At 62.7% G+C, this 21,699-nt stretch carries 18 protein-coding genes and 1 pseudogene; 14 read left to right on the forward strand and 5 right to left on the reverse strand.

All coding sequences use genetic code 11. The annotated features are described in order from the left end of the window. Positions 1 to 2: 2 nt before the first annotated feature. The 5 genes from GSQ90_RS31250 (at position 3) to GSQ90_RS31270 (ending at position 5,505) form a co-directional block, all read left to right on the forward strand. Positions 3 to 878, forward strand: a complete 876-nt coding sequence (locus GSQ90_RS31250; protein ID WP_158818896.1) for a dihydroxyacetone kinase subunit L — start codon at positions 3 to 5, stop codon at positions 876 to 878. A gap of 65 nt (positions 879 to 943) precedes the next feature. Continuing rightward, positions 944 to 2,080 carry a sugar ABC transporter substrate-binding protein gene (locus GSQ90_RS31255; RefSeq protein ID WP_158818897.1) on the forward strand — a complete coding sequence of 379 codons (1,137 nt, stop codon included), beginning with the start codon at positions 944 to 946 and terminating at the stop codon, positions 2,078 to 2,080. A gap of 6 nt (positions 2,081 to 2,086) precedes the next feature. Next, entirely contained in the window at positions 2,087 to 3,619 is a 1,533-nt protein-coding gene (locus tag GSQ90_RS31260) for a sugar ABC transporter ATP-binding protein (RefSeq protein ID WP_158818898.1), read from the forward strand. Further along, positions 3,616 to 4,638, forward strand: a complete 1,023-nt coding sequence (locus tag GSQ90_RS31265) for an ABC transporter permease (protein ID WP_158818899.1) — start codon at positions 3,616 to 3,618, stop codon at positions 4,636 to 4,638. Before GSQ90_RS31260 ends, GSQ90_RS31265 begins: the two co-directional genes overlap by 4 nt. Before the next feature lie 15 nt (positions 4,639 to 4,653). Continuing rightward, positions 4,654 to 5,505, forward strand: a complete 852-nt coding sequence (locus tag GSQ90_RS31270) for an N-acyl homoserine lactonase family protein (RefSeq protein ID WP_246731858.1) — start codon at positions 4,654 to 4,656, stop codon at positions 5,503 to 5,505. Between the two features lie 156 nt (positions 5,506 to 5,661). Here the strand turns inward: GSQ90_RS31270 and GSQ90_RS31275 are convergent, their stop codons facing one another. Next, positions 5,662 to 6,429: a substrate-binding domain-containing protein gene (locus GSQ90_RS31275; RefSeq protein ID WP_246731872.1), complete on the reverse strand. Its 768-nt coding sequence runs from the start codon at positions 6,427 to 6,429 to the stop codon at positions 5,662 to 5,664. 159 nt (positions 6,430 to 6,588) lie between these two features. After that, a pseudogene (locus GSQ90_RS33040) lies at positions 6,589 to 6,696 on the reverse strand (LacI family DNA-binding transcriptional regulator); the annotation flags it as partial. Positions 6,697 to 7,049: 353 nt separating this feature from the next. On the opposite strand from GSQ90_RS33040, the gene GSQ90_RS31280 reads away from it, so the two are divergent. The 6 genes from GSQ90_RS31280 (at position 7,050) to GSQ90_RS31305 (ending at position 13,257) form a co-directional block, all read left to right on the forward strand. Continuing rightward, on the forward strand, positions 7,050 to 7,706 hold the full coding sequence (locus tag GSQ90_RS31280; protein WP_246731859.1) for an HD domain-containing protein: 657 nt from the start codon (positions 7,050 to 7,052) through the stop codon (positions 7,704 to 7,706). 109 nt (positions 7,707 to 7,815) lie between these two features. Continuing rightward, the gene (locus GSQ90_RS31285; protein WP_158818900.1) at positions 7,816 to 9,114 is read left to right on the forward strand and encodes an extracellular solute-binding protein; all 1,299 of its coding nucleotides are present in this window, start codon (positions 7,816 to 7,818) and stop codon (positions 9,112 to 9,114) included. After that, positions 9,114 to 10,007, forward strand: a complete 894-nt coding sequence (locus GSQ90_RS31290; RefSeq protein ID WP_158818901.1) for a carbohydrate ABC transporter permease — start codon at positions 9,114 to 9,116, stop codon at positions 10,005 to 10,007. Before GSQ90_RS31285 ends, GSQ90_RS31290 begins: the two co-directional genes overlap by 1 nt. Next, positions 10,004 to 10,786 carry a carbohydrate ABC transporter permease gene (locus tag GSQ90_RS31295; protein ID WP_158818902.1) on the forward strand — a complete coding sequence of 261 codons (783 nt, stop codon included), beginning with the start codon at positions 10,004 to 10,006 and terminating at the stop codon, positions 10,784 to 10,786. Before GSQ90_RS31290 ends, GSQ90_RS31295 begins: the two co-directional genes overlap by 4 nt. Before the next feature lie 307 nt (positions 10,787 to 11,093). After that, the gene (locus tag GSQ90_RS31300; protein WP_158818903.1) at positions 11,094 to 11,633 is read left to right on the forward strand and encodes a hypothetical protein; all 540 of its coding nucleotides are present in this window, start codon (positions 11,094 to 11,096) and stop codon (positions 11,631 to 11,633) included. 154 nt (positions 11,634 to 11,787) lie between these two features. After that, positions 11,788 to 13,257, forward strand: a complete 1,470-nt coding sequence (locus tag GSQ90_RS31305; protein WP_158818904.1) for an MmgE/PrpD family protein — start codon at positions 11,788 to 11,790, stop codon at positions 13,255 to 13,257. A gap of 137 nt (positions 13,258 to 13,394) precedes the next feature. On the opposite strand, the gene GSQ90_RS31310 is transcribed toward GSQ90_RS31305, so the two are convergent. The 3 genes from GSQ90_RS31310 to GSQ90_RS31320 all read right to left on the reverse strand — a co-directional run bounded on the left by GSQ90_RS31310 (position 13,395) and on the right by GSQ90_RS31320 (position 17,372). Next, positions 13,395 to 14,963: a carboxylesterase/lipase family protein gene (locus GSQ90_RS31310; RefSeq protein ID WP_158818905.1), complete on the reverse strand. Its 1,569-nt coding sequence runs from the start codon at positions 14,961 to 14,963 to the stop codon at positions 13,395 to 13,397. Between the two features lie 188 nt (positions 14,964 to 15,151). Further along, a complete protein-coding gene (locus GSQ90_RS31315; protein ID WP_158818906.1) occupies positions 15,152 to 16,162 on the reverse strand; it encodes an ABC transporter substrate-binding protein in 1,011 nt (336 codons plus the stop codon). Positions 16,163 to 16,637: 475 nt separating this feature from the next. Next, positions 16,638 to 17,372, reverse strand: a complete 735-nt coding sequence (locus GSQ90_RS31320) for a GntR family transcriptional regulator (protein ID WP_158818907.1) — start codon at positions 17,370 to 17,372, stop codon at positions 16,638 to 16,640. A 483-nt stretch (positions 17,373 to 17,855) separates the two neighbouring features. Between GSQ90_RS31320 and GSQ90_RS31325 the strand changes: the two genes are divergently transcribed. From GSQ90_RS31325 to GSQ90_RS31335, 3 genes are all read left to right on the forward strand, one after another. Then, positions 17,856 to 18,659, forward strand: coding sequence for an HpcH/HpaI aldolase/citrate lyase family protein (locus GSQ90_RS31325; RefSeq protein ID WP_158818908.1), 804 nt, complete (start codon positions 17,856 to 17,858; stop codon positions 18,657 to 18,659). 13 nt (positions 18,660 to 18,672) lie between these two features. Further along, a complete protein-coding gene (locus GSQ90_RS31330) occupies positions 18,673 to 20,088 on the forward strand; it encodes an FAD-binding oxidoreductase (protein ID WP_246731860.1) in 1,416 nt (471 codons plus the stop codon). 514 nt (positions 20,089 to 20,602) lie between these two features. Then, on the forward strand, positions 20,603 to 21,682 hold the full coding sequence (locus GSQ90_RS31335; protein WP_158818909.1) for a LacI family DNA-binding transcriptional regulator: 1,080 nt from the start codon (positions 20,603 to 20,605) through the stop codon (positions 21,680 to 21,682). Positions 21,683 to 21,699: the final 17 nt, after the last annotated feature.

The raw sequence follows: 21,699 nt of genomic DNA on the forward strand, positions 1-21,699 counted from the left end.
GCATGGACGCGATTTCTTCAACCGATCTCGTCGCGCTGTTCGCCGCTTGGCGCGCGACGTTCGCCGCGCAACGGGAGTTCTTGATCTCGCTCGACGGTAGGGTGGGGGACAGTGACCTTGGCATCACCATGGCGAAGGCGTTCGCCGCCGCCGCCGAGGCGGTCGCCGCCGCGCCGTCAGGCGCGCCGATCGGCAAGATTCTCATCACGGCTGGCTTGGCCATGGCCAAAGCGGCGCCTTCCACCATGGGCACGCTCACGGCGACCGGTTTCATGCGCGGCGGCAAGGCGTTGGAGAGCGCCAGCGCCATGGGTGTGAGGGAAGTCGCTGCGTTCTGGCGGGCATACGGTAACGGGGTTGCAGAACGGGGAAAGGCGAAGTTGGGGGACAAGACGATTCTGGATGTGATCGACCCTGTCGCCACGACCCTTAAGGGCGCGGTGGAGACCGGCGACGCCTTGGCGGCCGCGCTTTCGGCCGCCGCGAGCGTCGCGGAGGAGGCGCTCGAGAATACCAAGACTATGGTGGCCCAGCACGGCAAGGCCGCGGCCTTCCAGGAGAAATCCGTCGGGCATCAGGACGCCGGCGCCACCGTCGGCGTGCTTATGATCCAGATCATGCGCGATTTTACTGTCGCACGGTCCAGCGCCGCCGGCTTGCAAGCGGGTGGCGAAACGGCGCCCGCCCTCAAAGACTCGACTGCTTCGTTTTTAGAGTCGACCGACCCTTCGGCAGTCGCCCGGCGGCTTGTTTTGCGGCGGCCTTTCGGAATTTCGGTTCGAAGGTCGCTTGCGGCTGTCCCTTCTCTTTTCGCGGCGCGCATTTCGTCCGTCTTGGCGAGATGGATGCAAGTCCCGTTTACTTCTAACGCGCGGTAGCCTGCGTCGTACGTCAAGAACCGCCGATGATGTTTCCAATAAACAATCAATCAGGGAGAACCAAGGTGAGAGAATTTCTTTTCGATACAGCCGCGCGGCTGAGGACGATCGCCGGTACGGCGATCGTCGCTGGATCGATCGGCGCGGCGCCGATCGCGAGCGTTTCCACCGCCGCGGCGGCTGACGACGGCGTGCTCCAGGCTGCGCGCAGCATGACGCCGCCCGACTATGCCGGCCCCACGATTCCCGCCAAGGCGCCCAAGGACATCAAGATCGCCGTGGTGACCTGCCTGTCGGTGCTCCACGGCTGCGTGTCCCCGGCCGATGGAATTCAGCATGCCGGTGAAAAGCTCGGCTGGACCGTCAAGGTTTACGACGGCGGCGGAACGCCAAACAAGCAGAACGCTGCGATCCTGGATGCGATCTCATCCGGCGCCAACGTGATCGCGACAATCGCCATCGACCCCAACCTCATCCAATTGGCGCTGAGCGAAGCCAAGAAGGCCGGCATCCCCGTGGTCGCTGGCTCAAACGGCATCGACACGCCCAATCCGGTCAAGGCCCCGGCGAACGGGGGGTTGGGCTTCGCGTTCGACGTATCGCCCGATTACGGCACGCTGGGCGTGCACGCCGCCCAGTGGATGATCGCGGACTCGAATGGCAAGGCGAACATCGCCCTGTTTTCCGACAGGGAATTCCCCTCGATCATGGCGCAGGAGGCCGGCATCCTTCAGGGGCTCGCCGACTGCAAGACCTGCACGGTCTCCAAGCAGATCTACTTCACCGCGACGCAGATCGCGAGCCAGCTCGGCCAGATGACGGTCGATTACGTCCGCAGCCATCCGGACGTCGATTACATCTACGGCGCCTTCGACCCGCCGGTCGCCGCGCAGGTCGCGGCTCTGATGCAGGCCGGCATGGCCAACAGGGTGAAGATTGTCGGTGCGCTCGGCAATCAGCAAAACCTGAACTTCATCCGCGCCGGCCGCCTGCAGGTCGCCGATATGGCCTATGACAACGAATATATGGGATGGGCCATGGTGGACCAGACCATCCGGCTGTTGAACAAGCAGCCGCTGATCGAGCCGCATGGCGAGAACCTGCCCTTCGTCATCCTCGACAAGACGAACCTTCCGGCGCCGGGCGCAGATTGGCAGGCCAAGACGGGGTACCAGGATAAGTTCCTCGCGCTCTGGAAGTAGACTCCAATGGCGGTGACTGCGACGGGCGTACGGAAGGTGTTCGCGGGCTTGAAAGCTCTCGACGATGTCGCTATCGACCTCCGCAATGGTGAGATCCACGCGCTGCTGGGGGCGAACGGCAGCGGAAAGTCGACCCTGGCCAAGGTGCTGACCGGGGTCTACCAGCCCGATCGCGGCGAGATCACGGTCGGCGCGGCGCGCGTGAGCCGCATTGCCTCGCCCAGTCACGCGAATGAGCTTGGAATAGCGGTGGTGCACCAGGAGGCGCCCCTCATCGACAGCATGACGGTCGCGGAAGGCATGGCGCTGTTCCGCGGCTATCCCACGGCGAGCGGACGAGTACGGTGGGACCGGCTGCGGGACGAAACGACCGCGCTGCTCCGAGCCTTCGACGTCGATGTCGATCCCGATCGCCTCGCCGGAACACTCAGCCCGGCCGAACGGGCGCTTGTCGCGATGGTGATCGCGCTCGACCAGGTGAAGATCGGCCTCGAACTGCTGATCCTTGACGAGTTGACCGCCTCGCTGCCCGAAAAGCAGGCCGCGACCTTTCTCGATCGCGTCGTCGCCGTCGCACGCGCTGGCACGGCGGTTCTGATGGTGACGCACCGCTTGGCGGAGTTGCAGGGGCGCGCCGACAAGGTGATGGTGTTGCGCAATGGCCGGGTGGTGCACAGCGCCCCGGCCGACGCAGTCGATCACAAGACGCTTGTCTCGATAATGGTTGGTCCGCACGACGCCCCGACCATGCCCGGGGACGCCGCCACGAGCGACATCGTTTCGCGGCTCTGGGCGACCGTGTCGCGGTTCGGCGCCGGCAAGGAGGAGCAAGGACCGGTGCTCCAGGCGCGGCATCTCGCGGGCCGGTTCATGCGGGACGTCTCCTTTGATGTTCGTCGCGGCGAGATCGTTGGGGTCGTTGGGCTGATCGAAAGCGGCATCAACGAGCTGCCACAGATGCTCGGCGGCATAGTGCAACGGCAGGGAGGCACGCTCGTGGTCGGCGACCACGACCTGCCGCGCAGCATGACGCCCCGCGCGGCCATTCGAGCCGGCCTCATGCTGCTCCCCGTGGATCGGCTCCGTTCGGGCGGCATCGGCACGCTCGATCTGACCGAGAACGTGCTTCTCCCCGAGCTCGGCGACTTCTGGCATGCGCGGTCCCGAGAGTGGCGGGTGATGGAGGAGATCATCGCTTGCTTTGACGTGCGGCCTCCGCATCCCGAGGCGCTGTTCGGCCGGCTGAGCGGCGGCAATCAGCAGAAGATCCTGCTCGGGAAATGGCTGCTGCTGCGGCCTTCCGTTCTGGTTCTCGAGGATCCGACCTCCGGGGTGGATCCGAACGCCCGGGCGAAGATGTTCGAGGCCCTCGCTGATGCGGCCCGCCAGGGCGTCTCGATCCTGTTCTTTTCGACCGAGCCCGAACAACTGGCCGCCATGTGCTCTCGCGTCCTCGTTCTGCGCGATGGGGTCGTGGCGGCGGAGCTGACGGGCGGCGACCTCGACCAAGAAATCATCAGCCAGTGGTCTTACGCATGAGCTCCAGGGAAACCGCCCGCGCCGGCATCGCGCCCAACGATAAATCGGACGTGGTCGCCGGCCCGTCGTCGGTGCTGCGGAAGGCCGCGACGATCGTCTTCACGCGCTATGCGACCGTCCTCCTGTTGGTGTTGTTCGCGATCGTTTTCTCGGCGACCAGCCCTCAGTTCCTGACCGCAGCCAACTGGCAGAACCTGCTTGTCGTCCAGGCGGTGGTCAGTTGCTCGGCCTTTGCGGCCATCCTGCCGCTGGTCGTCGGCGAGTTCGACCTGTCGCTGGGCAACATGATCGGCTTCCTCACGATGCTCGGCGCCTTCCTGAGCGGGCAGGGCTATGAGGCGCCCACCGTCATCCCCGTGATGCTGCTGGGCGGTGTGCTGGTCGGTCTGCTGAACGGCTTTCTCACCGTCTACTTCCAGATCAGCTCCTTCATCGCGACGCTGGGCATCGGCATCCTGCTCAGCGGCGTCACCATGGGGCTGAGCGGCGGCCAGGTGCTGTTTGACGGCATCCCGCAGATGATCCTGTCGGTCGGCCAGGGTCATTTCCTGGGCCTGGGCGTCACGGTCTGGCTTACCGCGATCATTGCCGTCATTCTGCTGTACGTGCTCGAGCAGACCCCCTTCGGGCGGAAGCTCTATGCGGTGGGCGGCTCGGAGCGGGTGGCCTTCCTGGCCGGCATCCGCACCGGGCTCCTGAAGATCGCGGCTTTCGCGCTCGCCGGCCTCCTGATCGGCATCGGGGCGATCTTCGCCCTCGGGCAGAACGGCGCCGCCAATGCCGGCTTCGGCCCCGAACTGCTGCTGCCTGCGTATGCAGCCGCCTTTCTGGGCGTCACAACCTATCGACCCGGCTACTACAACATTCCTGGGGCCGTGATCGCGATCCTGCTAATGGCGGTCGGTTTCAACGGCCTCAATCTGCTCGGCGCGCCGTTCTGGGTGCAGCCCATCTTCAATGGAACGGTCCTCGTCGTAGCGGTCATCTGCGCGCGGGCCGAGTCGCGTCGCACGAAATAGCGAGTGGAGGACGGCATGGCGGAGACTGCAGCGATGGATGGAAAGATCTGGGAAATCTTCGTGCTCGAATATGCGCGCAGCAAGGACCAGCCGGTCGCGACACTGATCCAGGGCGCCTATGACGCAGGCGCCATCGACCTGCCTTTCGCCTTCGTCCTGGCGCGGAGCGGAAGTCGCAACATCCTGGTCGACTGCGGCTTCATGAAAGAGGGCAACGGCGTCGCGGTCGCAGAGAAGTTCGGGATCCCGAAATGGATCTCGCCAGTCCGCATGGTGGAGGCGATGGGCGTCCAAGCGGGCGACATCACCGACGTCGTGTTGTCTCATGCCCACTTCGACCACATGGGGTCGATCGAGAAGTTCCCCAACGCCATGCTGCACCTCCAGAAGCGGGAGTTGCTGAGCTGGGTGGAGCTGATGGCGCTGCCTCCAAGGTTCGGCTTTCTCACGCTCGTGCTCGATCCGGACGACATCTACAGCGCCCTCGATGCCGCAAAGGAGCACCGATTGTCGTTGATCGAGGGCGATGCGGACGACGTCGTGCCCGGCGTCCACGTGCGCTCGGGCGAGGGGCACACATTTGGCCAGCAGTTCGTGGTCCTGGAGACTGCGCGGGGCCGCATCGTCGTGGCGGGCGACTGTGTTTACGGGGCGCAGAATCTGACTGGGCACAATCACGATGGTGTCTACATCCCACTCGGCTCCGGCATCGGCAGCGCCTGGGATCAGTTGAAATCCCTCGATCGCATCAACAAGGAGATCGGCGGCGACCTCAACCGCCTCGTCATCTTGCACGACTTCGACCGCTGGACACGCTACCAGCAGATCAACGAAATTGAGGGCTTCCGTATTTTCAAGGTCGCCTGACGTCCAGTGCAAATCGCTTGCCCCGGGGATGCATTTGCAGAGCGTCGCCGCCTCGACGCAGGCGTGACGATGGTCGGCGCAGGTCCGAGTCTGGAGCGAGTTCTCAGGCGCTTCGAGAATGGGCGCCTCGCTCCAAGACGCCGTGTCGGACGACGGCTACGCGAGCGGCGGGGCGGTCGTTCGACGCTCAATCAGCGTTGGCGAGATGATGACATTCGAAAGGGCGCCGCCGCCGCTCAAGCGCGCGAGAAGGTGGTTTGCCGCCAGCCGGCCAATCTCAGCATTATCGACCCTCATCGTGGTCAGGGCGGGATCGAATTCTCCTGCCATGCTGATATCGTCGAAACCCGTTATCGATAGATCGCGGGGAGCCTCGATGCCCATGGCTCGGGCCTCTAGCAGCGCGCCGATCGCCAGCAAGTCGTTGCCGCAGATGATCGCTGTTGGACGCGGACCGGCGTTGCCAAAAATGCACCGTAACCCTTTGCGGCCTGCGGCTATCCCGTATTCACCTTCGCAGAGATGCTGTGGGCGCAATCCTAGCCCCTGCTCCGCGAGAGCGTCACGTACGCCGGCGAGGCGGGCGACAACGCGCTCATTATTGAGCGTCGGCTGCAGGATCATTCCAATGACCGAGTGTCCCAGTGCAAGCAGATGCCGGGTGATGGCGTGGAACGCCGCGCGATTGTCGAATCCGATGCAGGGATGCGATGTGCCCGGCGCGGATCCATATGTGATGATATATGGCACGCGCCGGGCCTGGATAACTTCGAACAACCGCGGCTCCGGCACATCTCCAAGGATCGCCAGCGCTTCGACGCCGCGCGCGAGCATAGCGTACACCTGCGCCGCCGCCTGCTTTGGGTCATAGTTGGAGCAACCGATTAGCAGCGTGATGTTCTGCTCGGCGAACGAGGCCTGCATAGCTCCCACCTGGGTTGCGAAAACCTCTTGCCCTAGTGTCGGCATAACGACGCCGGCGATTAACGTACGACGCTTAGCCAGGGCGGAACCGGCGGCATGCGGTAGCCAACCGAGCGACGCCGCGGCTGCGAGAACGCGCTCTCGAACCGCTGGCGCAACTTTTGTCGGCGTGTTGAACGTACGGGACACGGTAGCCGTCGACACCCCGGCTGCTTCCGCGACGTTTTGGGCGCGGGCGGCCCGAGGTGGATGCTTGTCTGCGTGCATATCCGTGCCCTGTTTCAACTCCCACTGTACCCGATAAGCACGATGCAAACCGTTCTTTTATCCTGCTTCCCCAGCGGTTACCAGCAATGTATGCGCATACTCATATTATTTATCCGTGATCGCCACAATAATGTGGCGACTTTCTAAGTTATGGTCTTGAATGGCGAGATTATGTGAAAGCGCTTGCATACTCTCTTGAGCTTGGCTACTTTCCTCGCAACAAAGATGGGTGGAACGTCGATAGGAAGAGGCTCGGGTGCTCTATTTCCTGCTCAGTCGACAGCAATCTAGGCCGGGGCGCGCTTGCAATCCTCAGCTCAGATTCGCCGCCTCGCATAGGAGCTGAGCCGACCATGATGGCTGGATATCGCGCCGACTTTTCGCTTGAGCTTCGAGCTGGCGTCATCGAAGACCTGCCGGAGTTGCGGCTCATCGCCGATCAAGATTTGCGCGAACAGGCCATCGACGCCTGGGCCATCGCTCTTGCACAGTCGAGCTTCCGCCGGATCAAGGATATTCCGGGCGAAGCCATTCCCGGCGTGCTGGTGCTGAATCGAGGCGGTCAGGACATGCACCTGCGCGGGGTGACTCGTCTTGCCCTGAGCTATGTCGAATATTTCGCCGACGCCTTTCCTGAGGCCGACATCGACCGCGACATCGTCATTGCGGGCGGCTTATGCCACGACGTCGGGAAGACCTTCGAGTGCGATCCCGAGAATTTGCGGCGCTGGAGGGCCGACGGCAGCCGCGTCGGTCGGCCTTCTCTGCGTCACCCGGTTTATGGCGCCCACATCTGCCTGTTGGCGGGGCTGCCCGAGGCGGTCGCCCATATCGCGGCTTGCCATTCGCCCGAAGGCGACAATGTGCGGCGGAGCCTCGAATGCCAGATGGTTCACGAGGCGGACGTCGCCTGGTGGAGGATCGCCGCTGGTTCCGGCCTGGTCCGACCCGACACGGTTCCCGACGAATTCGTCCGGATGTTCGATCAGAGAGCGGTGCGCAAGCCATGACGCGCGCGACGCTGCAAATGCTTTCGCCGAAACGCCCGCCGTAATGGGGGGGGCAGCAAGCGACATGACCGACAAAACGCCGTCAATACGAAAAGAAGGGGAGGTATTTATGGAACAACGCACACCGTCACGCAGGCAAGCGATTAGCCGACGCGCTCTGCTCAAAGGCGCGGCCGGGGCATCGGGAGCGGCGGCCCTCGGGACCTCTTTCCCATGCCCGGCATTGGCGCAATCGGCGACCATCAATGTGCTGACTCTCGGCGAAGGAATCTTCGGCCAGCCATTCGTCGATCTTGCTCCGGAATTCACGAAAGCCACGGGGATCAAGGTCAACGCCATCACGATGGGTTACAATGAGGCGATTCAGAAGCAGGCGGCGGCCTTTGCTGCCAAAAGCTCAGCTTATGATGTCGTCCAGGTCGACTCGATCTATATTAAAGGGTTTGCACAGGCTGGCCATTTGCAACCTCTCGAAACCCTGATCCCGAACGATCAACTCGCGGACTATTTCAGCGACATCCCCGCCACGTTCAAAGGCATGTGGTCGTTCGATGGCAAGACCTACGGCTTGGCCACGATCGGCAATTGCCAACGTTTCATCTATAACGAAGGGCACCTCAAAGCCGTCGGGCTGTCTGCGCCGCAAACTTGGGACGAGTTGCTGGCCGCCGCGCAAAAAGTTGTCGACCCGTCTGCGAAACGCTTCGGCTTCGTCGCAGGGACGGAGCGTCTCGCCAAGGCATTCTCAATATGGCTGCCGATCTTCTGGGCCAATGGCGGCGTCCTACTCGACGACAAGATGAAGCCGATTTTTGCCGATCAAACAGGGATAGACGCGCTGGCGTTTCTGCTGGAGCTGGTCAAAACCATGCCGACCGGAGGCCCGGCCTATACGGAGGCCGACGAGACGAAAGCCATGGCGACGGGCCTCGGCACGCTCGATCCCGTCGCCTGGATCCCAGACGCCATTATAACCGCCGATGCCGCCACCAAAACGCAGCTCGCAAGCGGCGTGTCGCCAAAAGGGACGACGACACGCGCGCCCGTCATGGGCGGTTTGGGCCTCACCGTTTCCAAATATGCTCATGATGCGCCGGCGGCCGCGCAATATGTCGCCTGGTTCAACAGCCGAGAGGTTCAGACTGGCAAAATCGTGCAGCACGGCGGCCAACCTTGCCGGAATTCGGCCTGGGCTGCGAACGCCGCCTTCAAGCCATGGTATCCGGCAGTCGCCGACAGTCTTAAGGTCGCCAAGGTCAGGCCGCAGATCCCCGAATGGGGACAGATCGACGGCGAAGTCGGCGCGTGGCTCAGCCGTGCTTTTGTCGGCGAGATCTCGCCGAAAGAAGCTTTGGAGGGCGGGCAAAAGTCTGTCGACGGCATCATGCGCGACGCTGGCTACTATTGATGGCGGTACGGTCGCGGGGCGCCGCGCTCGCCTTCGTGGCGCCCAGCCTTCTGTGTCTTGCGGGCGCCGTCGGATACCCGCTTGTCGATGCAGTCACGACCAGTCTCTACCGTTGGAACCTGATCTCCGGGCACAAGCGGTGGTATGGACTGCAAAATTACATCGACATCGCGCAAGATCCGGGGACCGCGCGGGTCGCGATCGTGACCGCCTTGTATTCAGGGCTCTCGGTTGTCCTGGAGCTGGCGCTCGGCTTCGCCCTGGCCCTGATCTTTCGTGAGGGACTGTCACGACGACTGCGGGGCTTTGCCGGCCTTCGCGTGATTCTCTGCGTTCCAATCGTGATCGCGCCCTTGATCTGGGCCTTCTACTTTCGAAGCATGTACAGTCCGCAATTTGGCGCATTCAACGTTGTCCTCGGCTGGTTCGGCGCGGCGCCAGTGGCCTGGGTTAACAGCCCGGCACTCGCTCTCTACAGCTTGGTCGTCGCCGACGTCTGGCAGTGGGCGCCTTTCATGTTCGCGGTGATTCTCGCCGGCATGTTGACCTTGCCGGGCGACGTGGTCGAAGCCGCTCGCGTCGATGGCGCGAGCTGGACGCAGGTTCTCTGGTGGATCGAGCTGCCGCTCCTTCAGCCGATCCTCTTGGTCGCCGTTCTCCTGCGGCTGATCGACTCGATCAAAAACATCGACTTGATTCTTGTCATTACCCAGGGCGGCCCGGGGACGAGCACTGAAATCCTGAACTTCTTCGCCTATCGGACAAGCTTTCAGGATTTCCAGATCGGACGCGGCGCCGCGCTTGCCGTCATCGTCCTGGCGTTGATCCTGGTTCTGGTCATTGTCCTGCTCGGCACGCTGCGCCGTCTGAACCTGACGGAGAAGGAAGCGTGAAGATACGGCTGCTCTATGCCGTGGCGCTTCTCGCCTGCGTCCTGACGATCATCCCGCCTCTTTGGGCGCTGTTCGTTTCTCTCTCGGTTCAGGCCGACGGGGCGACCGGGCTTGGCATAGACAATTACCGGGAGGTTCTCTCTCAGCCACAGTTCTGGACGTCGCTTTGGCATTCCTTCGCAGCCGCCGCCTCCAGCACGATAATCTCCGTAACGCTCGGGTCGATGGCGGCTTATGGAATGACGCGGTTCGGGATCAATTTCGATCGCCTTGCGCTGGGCATCCTCGCCATCCGCATGATTCCAAGCATCGTTCTCGTCATTCCGTTTTACTTGTGGTTCCAAAGCGCCGGAGCGCTGGATAGCGTCGCCGGTCTTTCGGTGACCTATCTGACCTTCTCGGTTCCCTTCGCGATCTGGATGATACGCGGCTTTTTCGCCGCGATTCCCATCGAGATTGACGAGGCGGCGCGCATGGACGGCGCGAACGCCTGGACAATCCTGTGGAGGATCATTCTACCGATCGCCGCGCCGCCGGTGCTCACGACGGCCGTTTTGATCTTCTGCTTTTGTTGGAATGAATTCCTGTTTGCGCTCGTGCTGACCGACCAAAACGCCCTGACGTTTTTGCCCATGCTGATGCGTTACGTGCCGCCGCAGGGTCCGCTCTATGGCCAGATATTCGCGGGATCGACCATCTACTTCACCGTTCCGATCATTGCGATCGCCTTGATCAGACGCCAATTGGAGGGAAGCTTCTCGGCCGGCAGCGTCAAATAGCCGAACCGATGCGCCTGTAAGCGCGGAGGCGATGGGTGGATGCGGTTCCGATCGGGCTTTCATAAAACAGGCTGGCGTCTGGATGCTGGCGTAGCGCCGCCTCGACAGAGCGCTTGTTGAGGAGAAGACGACAATAGAACGTATTCGTCCGATGCGCCGGCGAACGTTGCGTCCTGCCCAGCAAGCGGCGAGGATGCGCGCAGATTCTGTTTATTTGCTTTAGGATATGTCGCGCACGGCGATGTTTTATTTTCGCGCCGTGGGCGGCGAAGAAAATTTCAAGCAAGCAGATAGGGAGAGAGCCAGCATGGAGACCCAGTACAGCAAGGTCGCGCAGGATGGCCGAACGGCGGGTGCCTCCAGCGCCGCCGATGCGCATGGCTTGGCGCAAACAATAAGCGCCGGCCTGGTGGGCGGGTTGGCAGGCGCCGTCACGATCTGGATCTACGAGGCTGTTGTCTGGGTCGGCGTGGAGCGCCTGATGCCGCTAGCCGGCATTCCACGCAACGCGACAGGCTTGGTGTTCGGCGCGGACGTGCAAGAATCGCTGGGGCCGGCAGCCTATGTCCTCGGCACGGCGATACACGTCGTCTTCGCATGCGCCTGGGGCGTGTTGTTCGCTTTCCTATGGCCCTTCTTCCGACGCCGCGGGTTCGAGGCGACGCTGGTCGCTTTGTTTTATGCGATGGCCGCCTGGATCGTGATGCATCTCGCGATCATGACGGTCTCCTCGAACCACCCCAATTATTATGATCCGAACGTGATCATTGGCGGCTTTATGTCGCATTTCTTCTTCACAGTACCGCTCGCTTTGATCGTCAAGCAGCGTCTTGCCCCCGCCTCTTAAAGCGCGGCATCGGGACGCCGGCATACGCTTTGGGAACGGCTCGGTGCGGATCGACTTCAACCGTTTTCGCCTTGTCGGCGAAGTTCGAGCGCTTCGCCGACCCTGATCCGGCCGCGATTATGTGAGAACAAATCTCGCTTTGGGAGGACCTCATATGCCGATCACTGGCCGCAGAACTTTGCTGCAGACCGCAGCGACGCTTCCCCTCCTGGCGGCCACCGCAAGCCCGGTTTTCGCGCAGGCTTCGGAAGCCGCGTCTAGCCCTCCCGCAAAAGCAGTCCCGGCGAAAGACGTCACGCGCACCCTCGCGCATTATCTTGTAACCGCCGCCTATGACGATCTACCGGCCCCTGTTCGCAAAGAGGGCGTCCGAACGCTGTTGAATTGGGTGGGCGTTGCGATCGGCGGATCGCGTCATCAGACGGTCGACATTGCGGTCGCCGCGCTCGCGCCCTTCTCCGGCCCGGCGCAGGCTTCGCTGCTGGGTCGCCGCGAGCGATTCGACATTATGAACGCGGCGTTCGTCAATGGCGTGTCGAGCCATATCTTCGACTATGACGACACGCATCTGAAAACGATCATTCATCCAGCCGGCCCGGTGGCCTCCGCCATTCTCGCGCTGTCGGAAATGCAGCCGGTTTCGGGCAAGGACTTTCTCAACGCGCTGGTCCTCGGCGTCGAGACCGAATGCCGGATCGGCAATGCCGTTTATCCCAACCATTATGATGTTGGTTGGCATATCACCGGCACCGCCGGCGTATTCGGATCAGCGGCCGCCGTCGGAAAATTGCTGAACCTCAACGAACTGCAAATGGTGTGGGCTCTTGGCCTCGCGGCGTCACAACCGGTGGGGCTGCGCGAATCTTTTGGCTCGATGAACAAGAGCTTCAATCCCGGGCGCGCCGCGAGCAACGGCATCTTCGCGGCGATGCTGGCGTCCAAGAACTTCACATCCTCAGACCAAATGATCGAAGCCAAGCGCGGTTGGGCCAATGTTGTCAGCACCAAGCAGGATTATAGCGAAATTCTCGGCGATCTCGGCAAACGTTACGAGGCGGCGCTGAACACTTACAAGCCGTTCGCCTGCGGAATCGTGATGCATCCGGCCATCGACGCCGCCGTTCAATTGCGCGATGAAAACCGACTCGCCGCCGACCAGATCGAACGCGTCGATCTCAAGGTGCATCCGCTGGTGCTTGAGCTGACGGGCAAGAAGACGCCGCGCGACGGTCTGGAGGCCAAGTTCAGCATTTATCATGCCGTCGCCGTCGCGCTGGTCGAAGGCGCGGGCGGCGAGAAGCAATTCAGCGACCGGGCCGCCAACGATCCTGTCGTCGTCGCTTTGCGCAGCAAGGTGCTTCCGGTCGTTACGCCAGGGATTGATCCCGCGCAGGTCGATATGACGATCGTGTTGAAGGATGGGCGGACGCTGCGCCGCTTCATCGCTCGCGCCATTGGCAGCACGGAAACGCCGATGACGGACAAACAACTGGAAGCCAAGTTCGCCGATCTGGCGGAGGGCATTCTTCCAGCCTCCGCCATCCGGCGGGTCATGGACGCTTGTTGGAACGTTGAAAGTTTGAACAGCGCAGCCGAGATCGCGAAAATGGCTGTTTCAGTCTGAAGTTTGCTCGTCATCTCCGATGAGCCATCGGCCCGTTCGCAGGATGGATCGGCCATCTAAGGCTCCCGGCGCGCCTGATCGCGCGCCGAGCGCGAAACCGATCGCTCTCCCGCGTCTTAACGTGCAAACGACGAACATCATTTCGGCAAACGCGTCGCGAGATAAGCGTCGAACAGCGCTTTCCGCTGAGGATCCAGCACCGATATCGGCCGCGTCGCGTCGCCCAGTTCCATGACGTCCTGCGCCGAGGCGCCAAAGCGCGGCCACTCAGGCAGTCCGGCTCCATTGGGATTTCCGGTCTTTGCGAAATTGGTCCAATATTGCTGCATCTGCTCCGACAATGCCCGGTCGCGATCGAACCATGGGCGATCTATGGAAGTCTGTGTCCCGAAGACATAGGCGAGTTCCGCGGAATGGAAGGCGCCGACCTTGATGGGGTCGGATCCCGGCGCAAGCCGTGTGAAGCGATAGACATAGACGGACCTGCCCGGCTCCGCGAAAGCCTGCGCCTCGCGCGCCGACGCGGCGAGCAAATAGTCGCTCTGCATCCGGTCCTGCGCCGCGGTCGCGTGCTCGTCGTCGGCTCCGGTGTAGAGCGCAGCGACCGGGTCGCCCTCGGCGCCGAAGCGCCGGCGGGCCAATGCCGTCAAACCGTCAGGCGTCGTCGCCTTGAGCAGTTCCGTGCCTTCGTCAAAATTCGCCCCAATCAACAGGGCGGCGCCATTGCTATCGTGAGCCGCGATCATTTCCGGCAGGTCATGGGGAAGCACATGCCCGTCTACGTTAGGCCGCAACCCGAATCCGACGGCATTGGCGCCCATCGCCCGAACGAGACCGGCGCTCGGGACCATACGCAGATCGGCCAAAGTCTCGCTGCCGGCAGCGCTCGCGAATTTCTCGCCTCCCTGTTCGGCCTGCGCAAGCGTCTGCAAAGGATCGGCCATGCCGAACATCGGATAGCTCTCGACGATGGCGCGCCGGAACAATCCGTGCGCGAGCGGCGAAGCCATCATTGCATTGACGCCAAAAGCGCCCGCCGACTGGCCGAAGATCGTCACATTGTCGGAATCGCCTCCGAACGCCGCGGCGTCGTCTTGCACCCAGCGGAGCGCCGCGATCATGTCGAGCAGGCCGTAATTGCCCGACACATGGTCCGAACTCTCCCGATCCAACGCGGGCAGCGCCAAAAAGCCGAGCGGACCGAGGCGATAATTGATCGTCACCACGATCACGCCCCGACGCGCCAGAGCCTCGCCGTCGAAACTCGGAAGCGAGCCGGACCCTTGCACGAAACCGCCGCCGTAGAACCAGACCATGACGGGAAGCTTTTCGTCCCGCCCATGCGCCGGCGTCCAAACGTTGAGATACAGACAGTCCTCGCTCTGTCGCTCGGAAGTGCGAAAAAATTCGTTCTGGTAGAACGAGCCGGGCGGCGGCAGCGGTTGCGGGCAGGCGGGCGCGGCATGGATCGTCTCAAGCACGCCCTGCCAAGGCGCGACAGCCTGCGGCGGCCGCCAGCGCAGCCCGGCGATCGGCGCGGCCGCAAACGGCACGCCGAGATAATGCGCGACGGCGCCATCAGCGCTTGCGGCCCCGAGGATCGCGCCGCCCTGCACCTGCGCGGTCGCGGCCTTGGCGCCTGAGGTCAACAACAAAAGCAGCGCCGCGGCGCCACAGAAGGCGGCCCAGACGCCCAACGAGCGCATAACGAACCTCCCCGCGAACTTCTCGTCGGAAGCTATACCTTCTACCTACACGCGGCCATGGGATTGGCCGGACAATCTCGTTGGGTCTCGCAATTGTGACCGAAGCGCCAAAGCTCGCCAGCGCCTTTTCGAGGCGCGCGACATCGCGCGCCTCTCCTTCACGGAAGCATGTTTCAAGACTTCGAAGGTCACTTCGCGGCTTCGATCGCCTTGACCACTTCGGCTTGCGTATATTCCACGTTGGCGACGCCGCCGACCGGCGTCGTGGCAAGATATTTGTCGAGATCGCCCTGTTCGATCGTCAGGATGCCCATCGGCACTTCCTTGGGAACTTTCTTGCCGTCGAGGATCTGCTGGGCGACCCAGAAGGCGAAAGTGACCATGCCGGGCGCTTCCGAGCCCGACCATGAATCGTAGCCGCCGGCCTTGGTCTGCTCCTTCCACCAGACGAGCTCGTCCTGCCGATTGCCGAGCATAATGAGCGGCAGCGCGCGCCCGGCGGATTTGAAGGCCTGCGCCGCGCCATAGGCGTCGCCGCCCTGGTCGATCACGGCGGCGATCGGGGGCAGCGAAGGAAGCACGGTTGCGACAGCCTTCTGCGCTGTGGTCTGGTCCCAGTTGCCGTTGACTTCGCCGACGATTTTCAGGTTGGGGTGCTTGGCGAGTTCGCTCTTCACGCCTTTGGTGATGTCTTCGTCGATGCTGGTGCCGGCCAGACCATGGATATAGAGCAGATTGCCGCCGCTTGGCGTGCGCTTGGCGATCTGGCGGACTTCTTCGGCGCCGTAGGTTCCTGCTAGATCGACGGTGACCTTGGTCGCGCAAGGTTCGGTGACGAGGCCGTCGAACGCGACGACGACGACGCCCGCGTCGCAGGCCTGCTTCACCGCGCCGTTGAGCGCTTCGGGCGACGCAGCGTCGATTACGATCGCGTCATAGCCTTGCAGGATAAGATTCTGGATCTGCGCGGCCTGGGTCGGCGCTTCCTTGTCAGCGGTGGTGAACGCGTCGGCGGCGCCGACGACTTTACCCTTCACCGCCTGCCCGCCGACTTTCGCCCAGCTTTGCAGCATCGCCTGCCGCCAGGAATTGCCGGCGTAATTGTTGGACAGCGCGATCTTCTTGCCGGACGTGTCGGCGAAAGCCGCCGTCGACAAAGAAATGGCGAGCACCGACGCCAATGTTGTCGCTCGTTTCATTTGATCCTCCCACGAAATTCATTGTTGTTCGAGATCGACCCCGCCCGGGTTTCGGTCCGGTCGCGGCGACGGCCTATGCCAGCCGCTCTGACTGCTAGCGACGCACGCGCCCTGCCCCGACTTCGGGGCTGCAACGAACGGCTGTTTAGTTAAGTCTCTGAGTTCGCTTGGCTCCTCCCCCTTTTTGGCTGCCCGCCGGACGCTTTGCGCGCCCGAACGGGCTGCATCCATTTCGCGCCATTAAGGCGCAATCAGACAGGATATTATGAACCTAAGGTACAATATGGCGCAGCATCGCGCAAGGGCGGCCAGGCGGCGCTCGATTCATGTCGGCGCGCCGACATCGGGAGAATGCGCATGCAGGCGAGTTGCTTCGAGATTTTCGACGACCGCTTTCGCCGTCTATTCGCGCTGGCCGGCTCGTCGCCTGCGAACATGGCGGTCGGCGGGTTTCGCAGACGGAGTCCGACGGAACCTAACCCTCGCCGATTCCTGCCGAGGCCGCCGGCGCCGCGCCACGCGGAGGCGCGCCGATCAAGCCCTGTTGCAAGGCCGCCAAATAGGATTCGCGCGTGCCCAGGATGTGGCGGACGAGGATCGATTCGATGCCGACAATATCGCCCACCGCAAACGCGTCCCTGATTTGCCGGTGCTCGACGAATGAGCGGTCTTGCACCCCGACAAGCGGCCCCGACAGATGGGTCCGCAGCGTCGCGATCGGCCCCGAGGCGAGCGTATAGCTCTCTTCAAGGTAACGATTGCGGCAGTTCTTGATGAACGCTTCGTGGAAAGACGTGTCCGCCCGGGAATAGGCGATGGGATCGTTGCGTCGCCTCGCCTCCTCCATGGCGGCGAGCGCCTGCTCCAGCATCGCCAGCGTCGCATCGCGTCGGCGCGCCATGGAAAAGCTCACGGCCCGCAATTCGATGACGATCCGGTATTCGCAGACATCGAGGATGTCCTGCTCGGTCGGGAAAAAGACGTAACTGCCTTTTTGCGGGATGATGTTCACCATGCCCTGCAATTGCAGCATGCTGAGCGCCTCGCGCACCGGCGTCCGGCTGACGCCAAGCTTCGTCGCCAGGCCGACCTCGGACAATTCGCTGCCCAGCGGCAGTTCGGAGTCGATAATGGCCTGCCGCAACCGCTCCGCGACAGTGACGGTGAGCGAGCGAGGCCGATTGATGGACAGTTCGGTTGGCGAGGTCATGTCCCGTTCTAAGAGCCAAATGCGCTGACGCCGACCGAAACAGGCGGAACTCCGACGCTTATGCGTTGACCGCGGCGGCGGAGACGCCCTCGCCAGCCGCGATAACCGAGGCCTTCGGGCCAATTTTCTGAATACCATATGGAAGATACATTATCAATCCGCATGCCGCCGGGCATCGACCGCACAGGCCGCCATTGGCCGGATTATACGAACAACTGCCAAAAATGAGGCTTCAAGTTCTCGCTCACGCCTAAAAGTCTTCACCTCGCCGGCAATTATTCACTTCACGCATGTCAATTGAGTTCCATTGTTTACAAAAGCACTGCACCTCAGTTATGGAAGAGGCCGTGCCGTCGGGGCGATCCGACAAACGGCGAACGGATCAGACTGCGGCCGCTCTGCGACGCCACGACGCTTGGCCGGCGATGAACGCCTGTCGCGCCAACATCAGGCTTTGCGACCGACCGCGCCAGGAGAGATGGGATGTCCAACGGCAATATACTGAAGCAGCGCCTGGCGCGGAGCGAGGCGCTGTTTGGCGCCTGGCTCGAGACGGGGAGCGCCATCAACGCGGAAATCCTCGGCCATCAGGGCTTCGATTTTCTCATTCTTGATCTTGAACACGGGCACGGGGATGTCAAAGACGCGGTCGACATGCTCCGCGCCGCCGAGGGGGCCGGAACGCCCTGCATCGTTCGCGTCCCCTCGACCGATCCGGTCTTCCTCAAACGGATTCTCGACGCGGGCGCGAATTCCCTGATGATTCCTTCGGTCGAGACGGCGCAAGAAGCGGAGGCCGTCGTGCGCGCCTGCCAATATCCGCCGCAGGGACGCCGCGGCTATGCCGCGCCGCTCGTGCGAGCCTCCGCTTACGGCAAGACCGCCGATTATATGCAGCGCGCCAACAGCGAATTATTGCTGATCATCCAGATCGAGTCCGCCGAAGCCGTCCGGCGGGCGGCGGAAATCTGCGCCGTCGAAGGCGTCGATGTTCCCTTTCTCGGCGTCAACGATATGGCGGGGTCGATCGGCCGCCTGGAGCAACTGGATAACCCGGAGGTGCGCAAACTCGTCGCGCAAGCCGAGACGGCGATGCGCGCCTGCGGTAAGCCGATGGGCACGGTGCCCAGCGCGGGCGCGACATGGCGGGAACTGCTGGAAAGCGGTTACCGCCTCGTGCCCGTGGCGAGCGACGTCAGCCTGATGCGCGACGCCGCGCTGGCCTGCGTGCGCGAGCAGCTCGGCTTCCGCGCCGGTCGCGCCAATCCGACGACGAACGCCGCTTGAGCCAGGTTTGCCGATGACAAAGACCGCTCCGTCCGTCGCCATGACTGCCGGTCAGGCCGCGATCGCACATCTTCGGGCCGCGCTGGGGGCGGCCGCGGTTCTCTCCGGCGACGACATCCCCGCGCGCAACGAACAGGATTGGAGCACGCTCGGCGCGGTCCGGCCGCTCGCCGTCGTCAGGCCGATCGATCCGCAAGGCGTCGCAACCGCGCTGCGAATTGCGTCCGAACACAAAATCGCCGTCGTTCCGCAAGGCGGCCTGACCGGGCTGGCGGGCGGGGCCACGCCCGTCGAAGGCGCGATCGCGCTTTCGCTGGAGCGGCTTGTCGGCATCGAAGAGATTGATCCCGCGACCGCGACGATGACGGTACGCGCCGGCACGACGCTCGAGGCGATTCAACGCGCGGCCGAGGAAGCTGGCTTTTTTTGCGCCCTCGATCTCGGCGCCCGCGGATCCTGCTCGATCGGGGGCAATATTTCGACCAATGCCGGCGGCAATCGCGTCATCCGCTACGGCATGACGCGGGATATGGTGTTAGGGATCGAGGCAGCGCTACCCGATGGAACGCTGCTCACCAGTCTGAACAAGATGCTGAAGAACAATGCCGGCTACGACCTCAAACAATTGTTCATCGGCAGCGAGGGAACGCTCGGCGTCGTCACGCGCGCCGTTCTGCGGCTTTTTCCCGCACCTGCCTGCACCATGGCGGCGCTGTGCGGCCTGGCGAGCTACGAGGCGGTGCTGAACCTCCTGGCGAGCGCACGCAAATCGCTGGGGCCGCTATTGTCGGCTTTCGAGGTGATGTGGCCGGACTATTGGACGGTGGCGACCGATCGGGTGCCCGGCGTGCGCAAGCCTATCAGCGGCGCCCATGCCTTCTATGTCCTGGTTGAGGCGCAGGGCAGCGACGACAGCGATCAGACGCGATTTGACGCGTGGCTGGAAAACCTCGCCGAGACCGGCCTGATCGAGAACGCGGTGGTCGCGCGGTCGCTCGCCGACGTGAAGGCGTTTTGGGCGACGCGCGACGCGGCGGCCGAATTCAAGCAGGTCCTTGGGCCTCATTCGTCCTTCGACATCGGATTGCCCACTGCGAAAATGGACGCCTATGCGAAGGATTGCCGCGAGGCGCTCGCGGTCGAGATTCCCGGCTGCCTCAGTTTCTTCTACGGCCATATCGCCGACGGAAACATGCATATCATCGCCTGTGCGCCAGGAGGCAACCTACAGCCCTTCCACGCCATCGACGCCATCGTCTACCGGCTGGTGAAGCAGCACCAAGGGACGATCTCCGCCGAACATGGAATCGGATTGAAGAAAAAACCCTTCCTGCATTTTTCAAGGAGCCAGGAAGAGTTGGCCCTGATGAGAACCCTCAAGCGCGCGATCGATCCGGATGGCCTGCTCAATCCGGGAAAAGTGCTCTAGCGAACGTTCAGGCGCTTTGCTGACCGGTCGATTGCTTTGGTGGCGGTTTTCTCGGTGAATTCGAGCGCGGGCCTATGGCGCCGCAAGAGGGATTCGAGCCCCCGCCCCTCATTACGAGCTACAGATAAGATACTTTCCGTTGGTCATCATTTGGTCACCAGCAGTCGTAACGAAACGCGCCGGAGGACAATGGCGAAGCGCGCCAACACAAAACTCACGAAGCGATCGATCGATTAGGCCGAGCCGGTTTCTCGACGTTATTTCGTCTGGGATGCGAACTCAAAGGCTTTGGAGCGAGGAAAGACCTTAGTCGCACATAGCAGCAATCTCGGCTGCGCCCTCGAAACTCCGCGACTGGCGGAGAATAGAAGCGAGCAAAACTTCCAATACGGAGAGCTGAACATAGTTGCGTTGCGGCTTTCGCTTGGCCTCATTTTTTCTCGATAATGGCCACCACCTCGCTCGTCACATGAAACCGGTTTACTAAACCGGTTTCATGTGCTTAACTGGCGCTATGAAGCAGAATTCAGCCACCATTCGCGACGTTGCGAGCGAGGCCGGCGTGTCCCCAGCGACGGTGTCTCGCTATCTCAATAAGTCGATCGTCCTGCCGCCGGACACCGCAGCGCGGATCGAACAAGCCTGCAAGAAACTCGACTACCGGCCGAACCAATTGGCTAAGCGCCTCAGCCTCGGCAGTTCCGAATTGATCGGTCTGGTGACGCCGGAGATAGCCAATCCGTTCTTCGCCGCGCTCGCCGCCGCCGCCGAGGACGAGGCGCGCCGCGCCGGCTATGCGCTGCTGATCGTCAGCACGGGCGGCGATCCACAGATGGAGATCGCCAACATCCAGCGGCTCGATTCCCATCATGTCGATGGTCTGATCGTGCTCACCAATCGCCCGGACGACGGCCGCTTACGCCAGATGATCACCGGCCGCAAGGACGTGGTGCTGCTCGACGAGGACGTGCCTGGCGCGGAAGTCGCGCGGATATTCGTCGACAACGAACAGGGCGCCTATGCCGCGACGCGCCATCTGCTCGACGCTGGCCACCGCCGCATCGCCCATATCGGCGGACCGAAGGATCTGTTCAGTACGCGCGAGCGCTTCGAGGGCTTTTCGCGCGCGATGAGAGAAGCCGGCGCGCGCCTCGACGAGGCGCTCATTCGCTTTGGCGCTTACGATCGCGATTCCGGCCTCGCCGCGATTCGAGACTTTGCGAATCTGAAAGCGCCCACCGCAGTCTTCACGGGTAGCGATTACATCGCCATTGGCGTGCTCGCCGGCTTGCGCCAGATGGGACTTTCGGCGCCGCGCGATCTTTCGATCGTCGGCTTCGACGATATGCCGTTCGTCGACATGATGCATCCGCCGCTGACCACCGTGCGCCAGCCAATCGAGGGAATGGGTCGGCTCGGCGTTCGCACGCTGCTCGCTCAGATCAAAGGCGAAGCGACGGCCAGCCTTGCGCGATTGCCGGTCGAATTGGTCTTGCGAGATTCCGTAGGACCGCCGCCTTCCCCGCCATCGTCCGGAACCGCCAAGTCCCGAACGACACGACGAGCCGAGGCCCTCGGCTCGCTTGGATCCTGACCGCAACGCCAACCTGT

Source organism: Methylocapsa sp. S129 (genome assembly GCF_009765995.1).
Taxonomy (GTDB): Bacteria; Pseudomonadota; Alphaproteobacteria; order Rhizobiales; family Beijerinckiaceae; genus Roseiarcus.

Coding starts and splice junctions, on each gene's coding strand:
- GSQ90_RS31250 (WP_158818896.1), top strand. CDS start 3: ATGGACGCGATTTCTTCAACCGATCTCGTCGCGCTGTTCGCCGCTTGG.
- GSQ90_RS31260 (WP_158818898.1), top strand. CDS start 2,087: ATGGCGGTGACTGCGACGGGCGTACGGAAGGTGTTCGCGGGCTTGAAA.
- GSQ90_RS31265 (WP_158818899.1), top strand. CDS start 3,616: ATGAGCTCCAGGGAAACCGCCCGCGCCGGCATCGCGCCCAACGATAAA.
- GSQ90_RS31270 (WP_246731858.1), top strand. CDS start 4,654: ATGGCGGAGACTGCAGCGATGGATGGAAAGATCTGGGAAATCTTCGTG.
- GSQ90_RS31275 (WP_246731872.1), bottom strand. CDS start 6,429: ATGCAGGCCTCGTTCGCCGAGCAGAACATCACGCTGCTAATCGGTTGC.
- GSQ90_RS31280 (WP_246731859.1), top strand. CDS start 7,050: ATGATGGCTGGATATCGCGCCGACTTTTCGCTTGAGCTTCGAGCTGGC.
- GSQ90_RS31285 (WP_158818900.1), top strand. CDS start 7,816: ATGGAACAACGCACACCGTCACGCAGGCAAGCGATTAGCCGACGCGCT.
- GSQ90_RS31290 (WP_158818901.1), top strand. CDS start 9,114: ATGGCGGTACGGTCGCGGGGCGCCGCGCTCGCCTTCGTGGCGCCCAGC.
- GSQ90_RS31300 (WP_158818903.1), top strand. CDS start 11,094: ATGGAGACCCAGTACAGCAAGGTCGCGCAGGATGGCCGAACGGCGGGT.
- GSQ90_RS31305 (WP_158818904.1), top strand. CDS start 11,788: ATGCCGATCACTGGCCGCAGAACTTTGCTGCAGACCGCAGCGACGCTT.
- GSQ90_RS31310 (WP_158818905.1), bottom strand. CDS start 14,963: ATGCGCTCGTTGGGCGTCTGGGCCGCCTTCTGTGGCGCCGCGGCGCTG.
- GSQ90_RS31315 (WP_158818906.1), bottom strand. CDS start 16,162: ATGAAACGAGCGACAACATTGGCGTCGGTGCTCGCCATTTCTTTGTCG.
- GSQ90_RS31320 (WP_158818907.1), bottom strand. CDS start 17,372: ATGACCTCGCCAACCGAACTGTCCATCAATCGGCCTCGCTCGCTCACC.
- GSQ90_RS31325 (WP_158818908.1), top strand. CDS start 17,856: ATGTCCAACGGCAATATACTGAAGCAGCGCCTGGCGCGGAGCGAGGCG.
- GSQ90_RS31330 (WP_246731860.1), top strand. CDS start 18,673: ATGACAAAGACCGCTCCGTCCGTCGCCATGACTGCCGGTCAGGCCGCG.
- GSQ90_RS31335 (WP_158818909.1), top strand. CDS start 20,603: ATGAAGCAGAATTCAGCCACCATTCGCGACGTTGCGAGCGAGGCCGGC.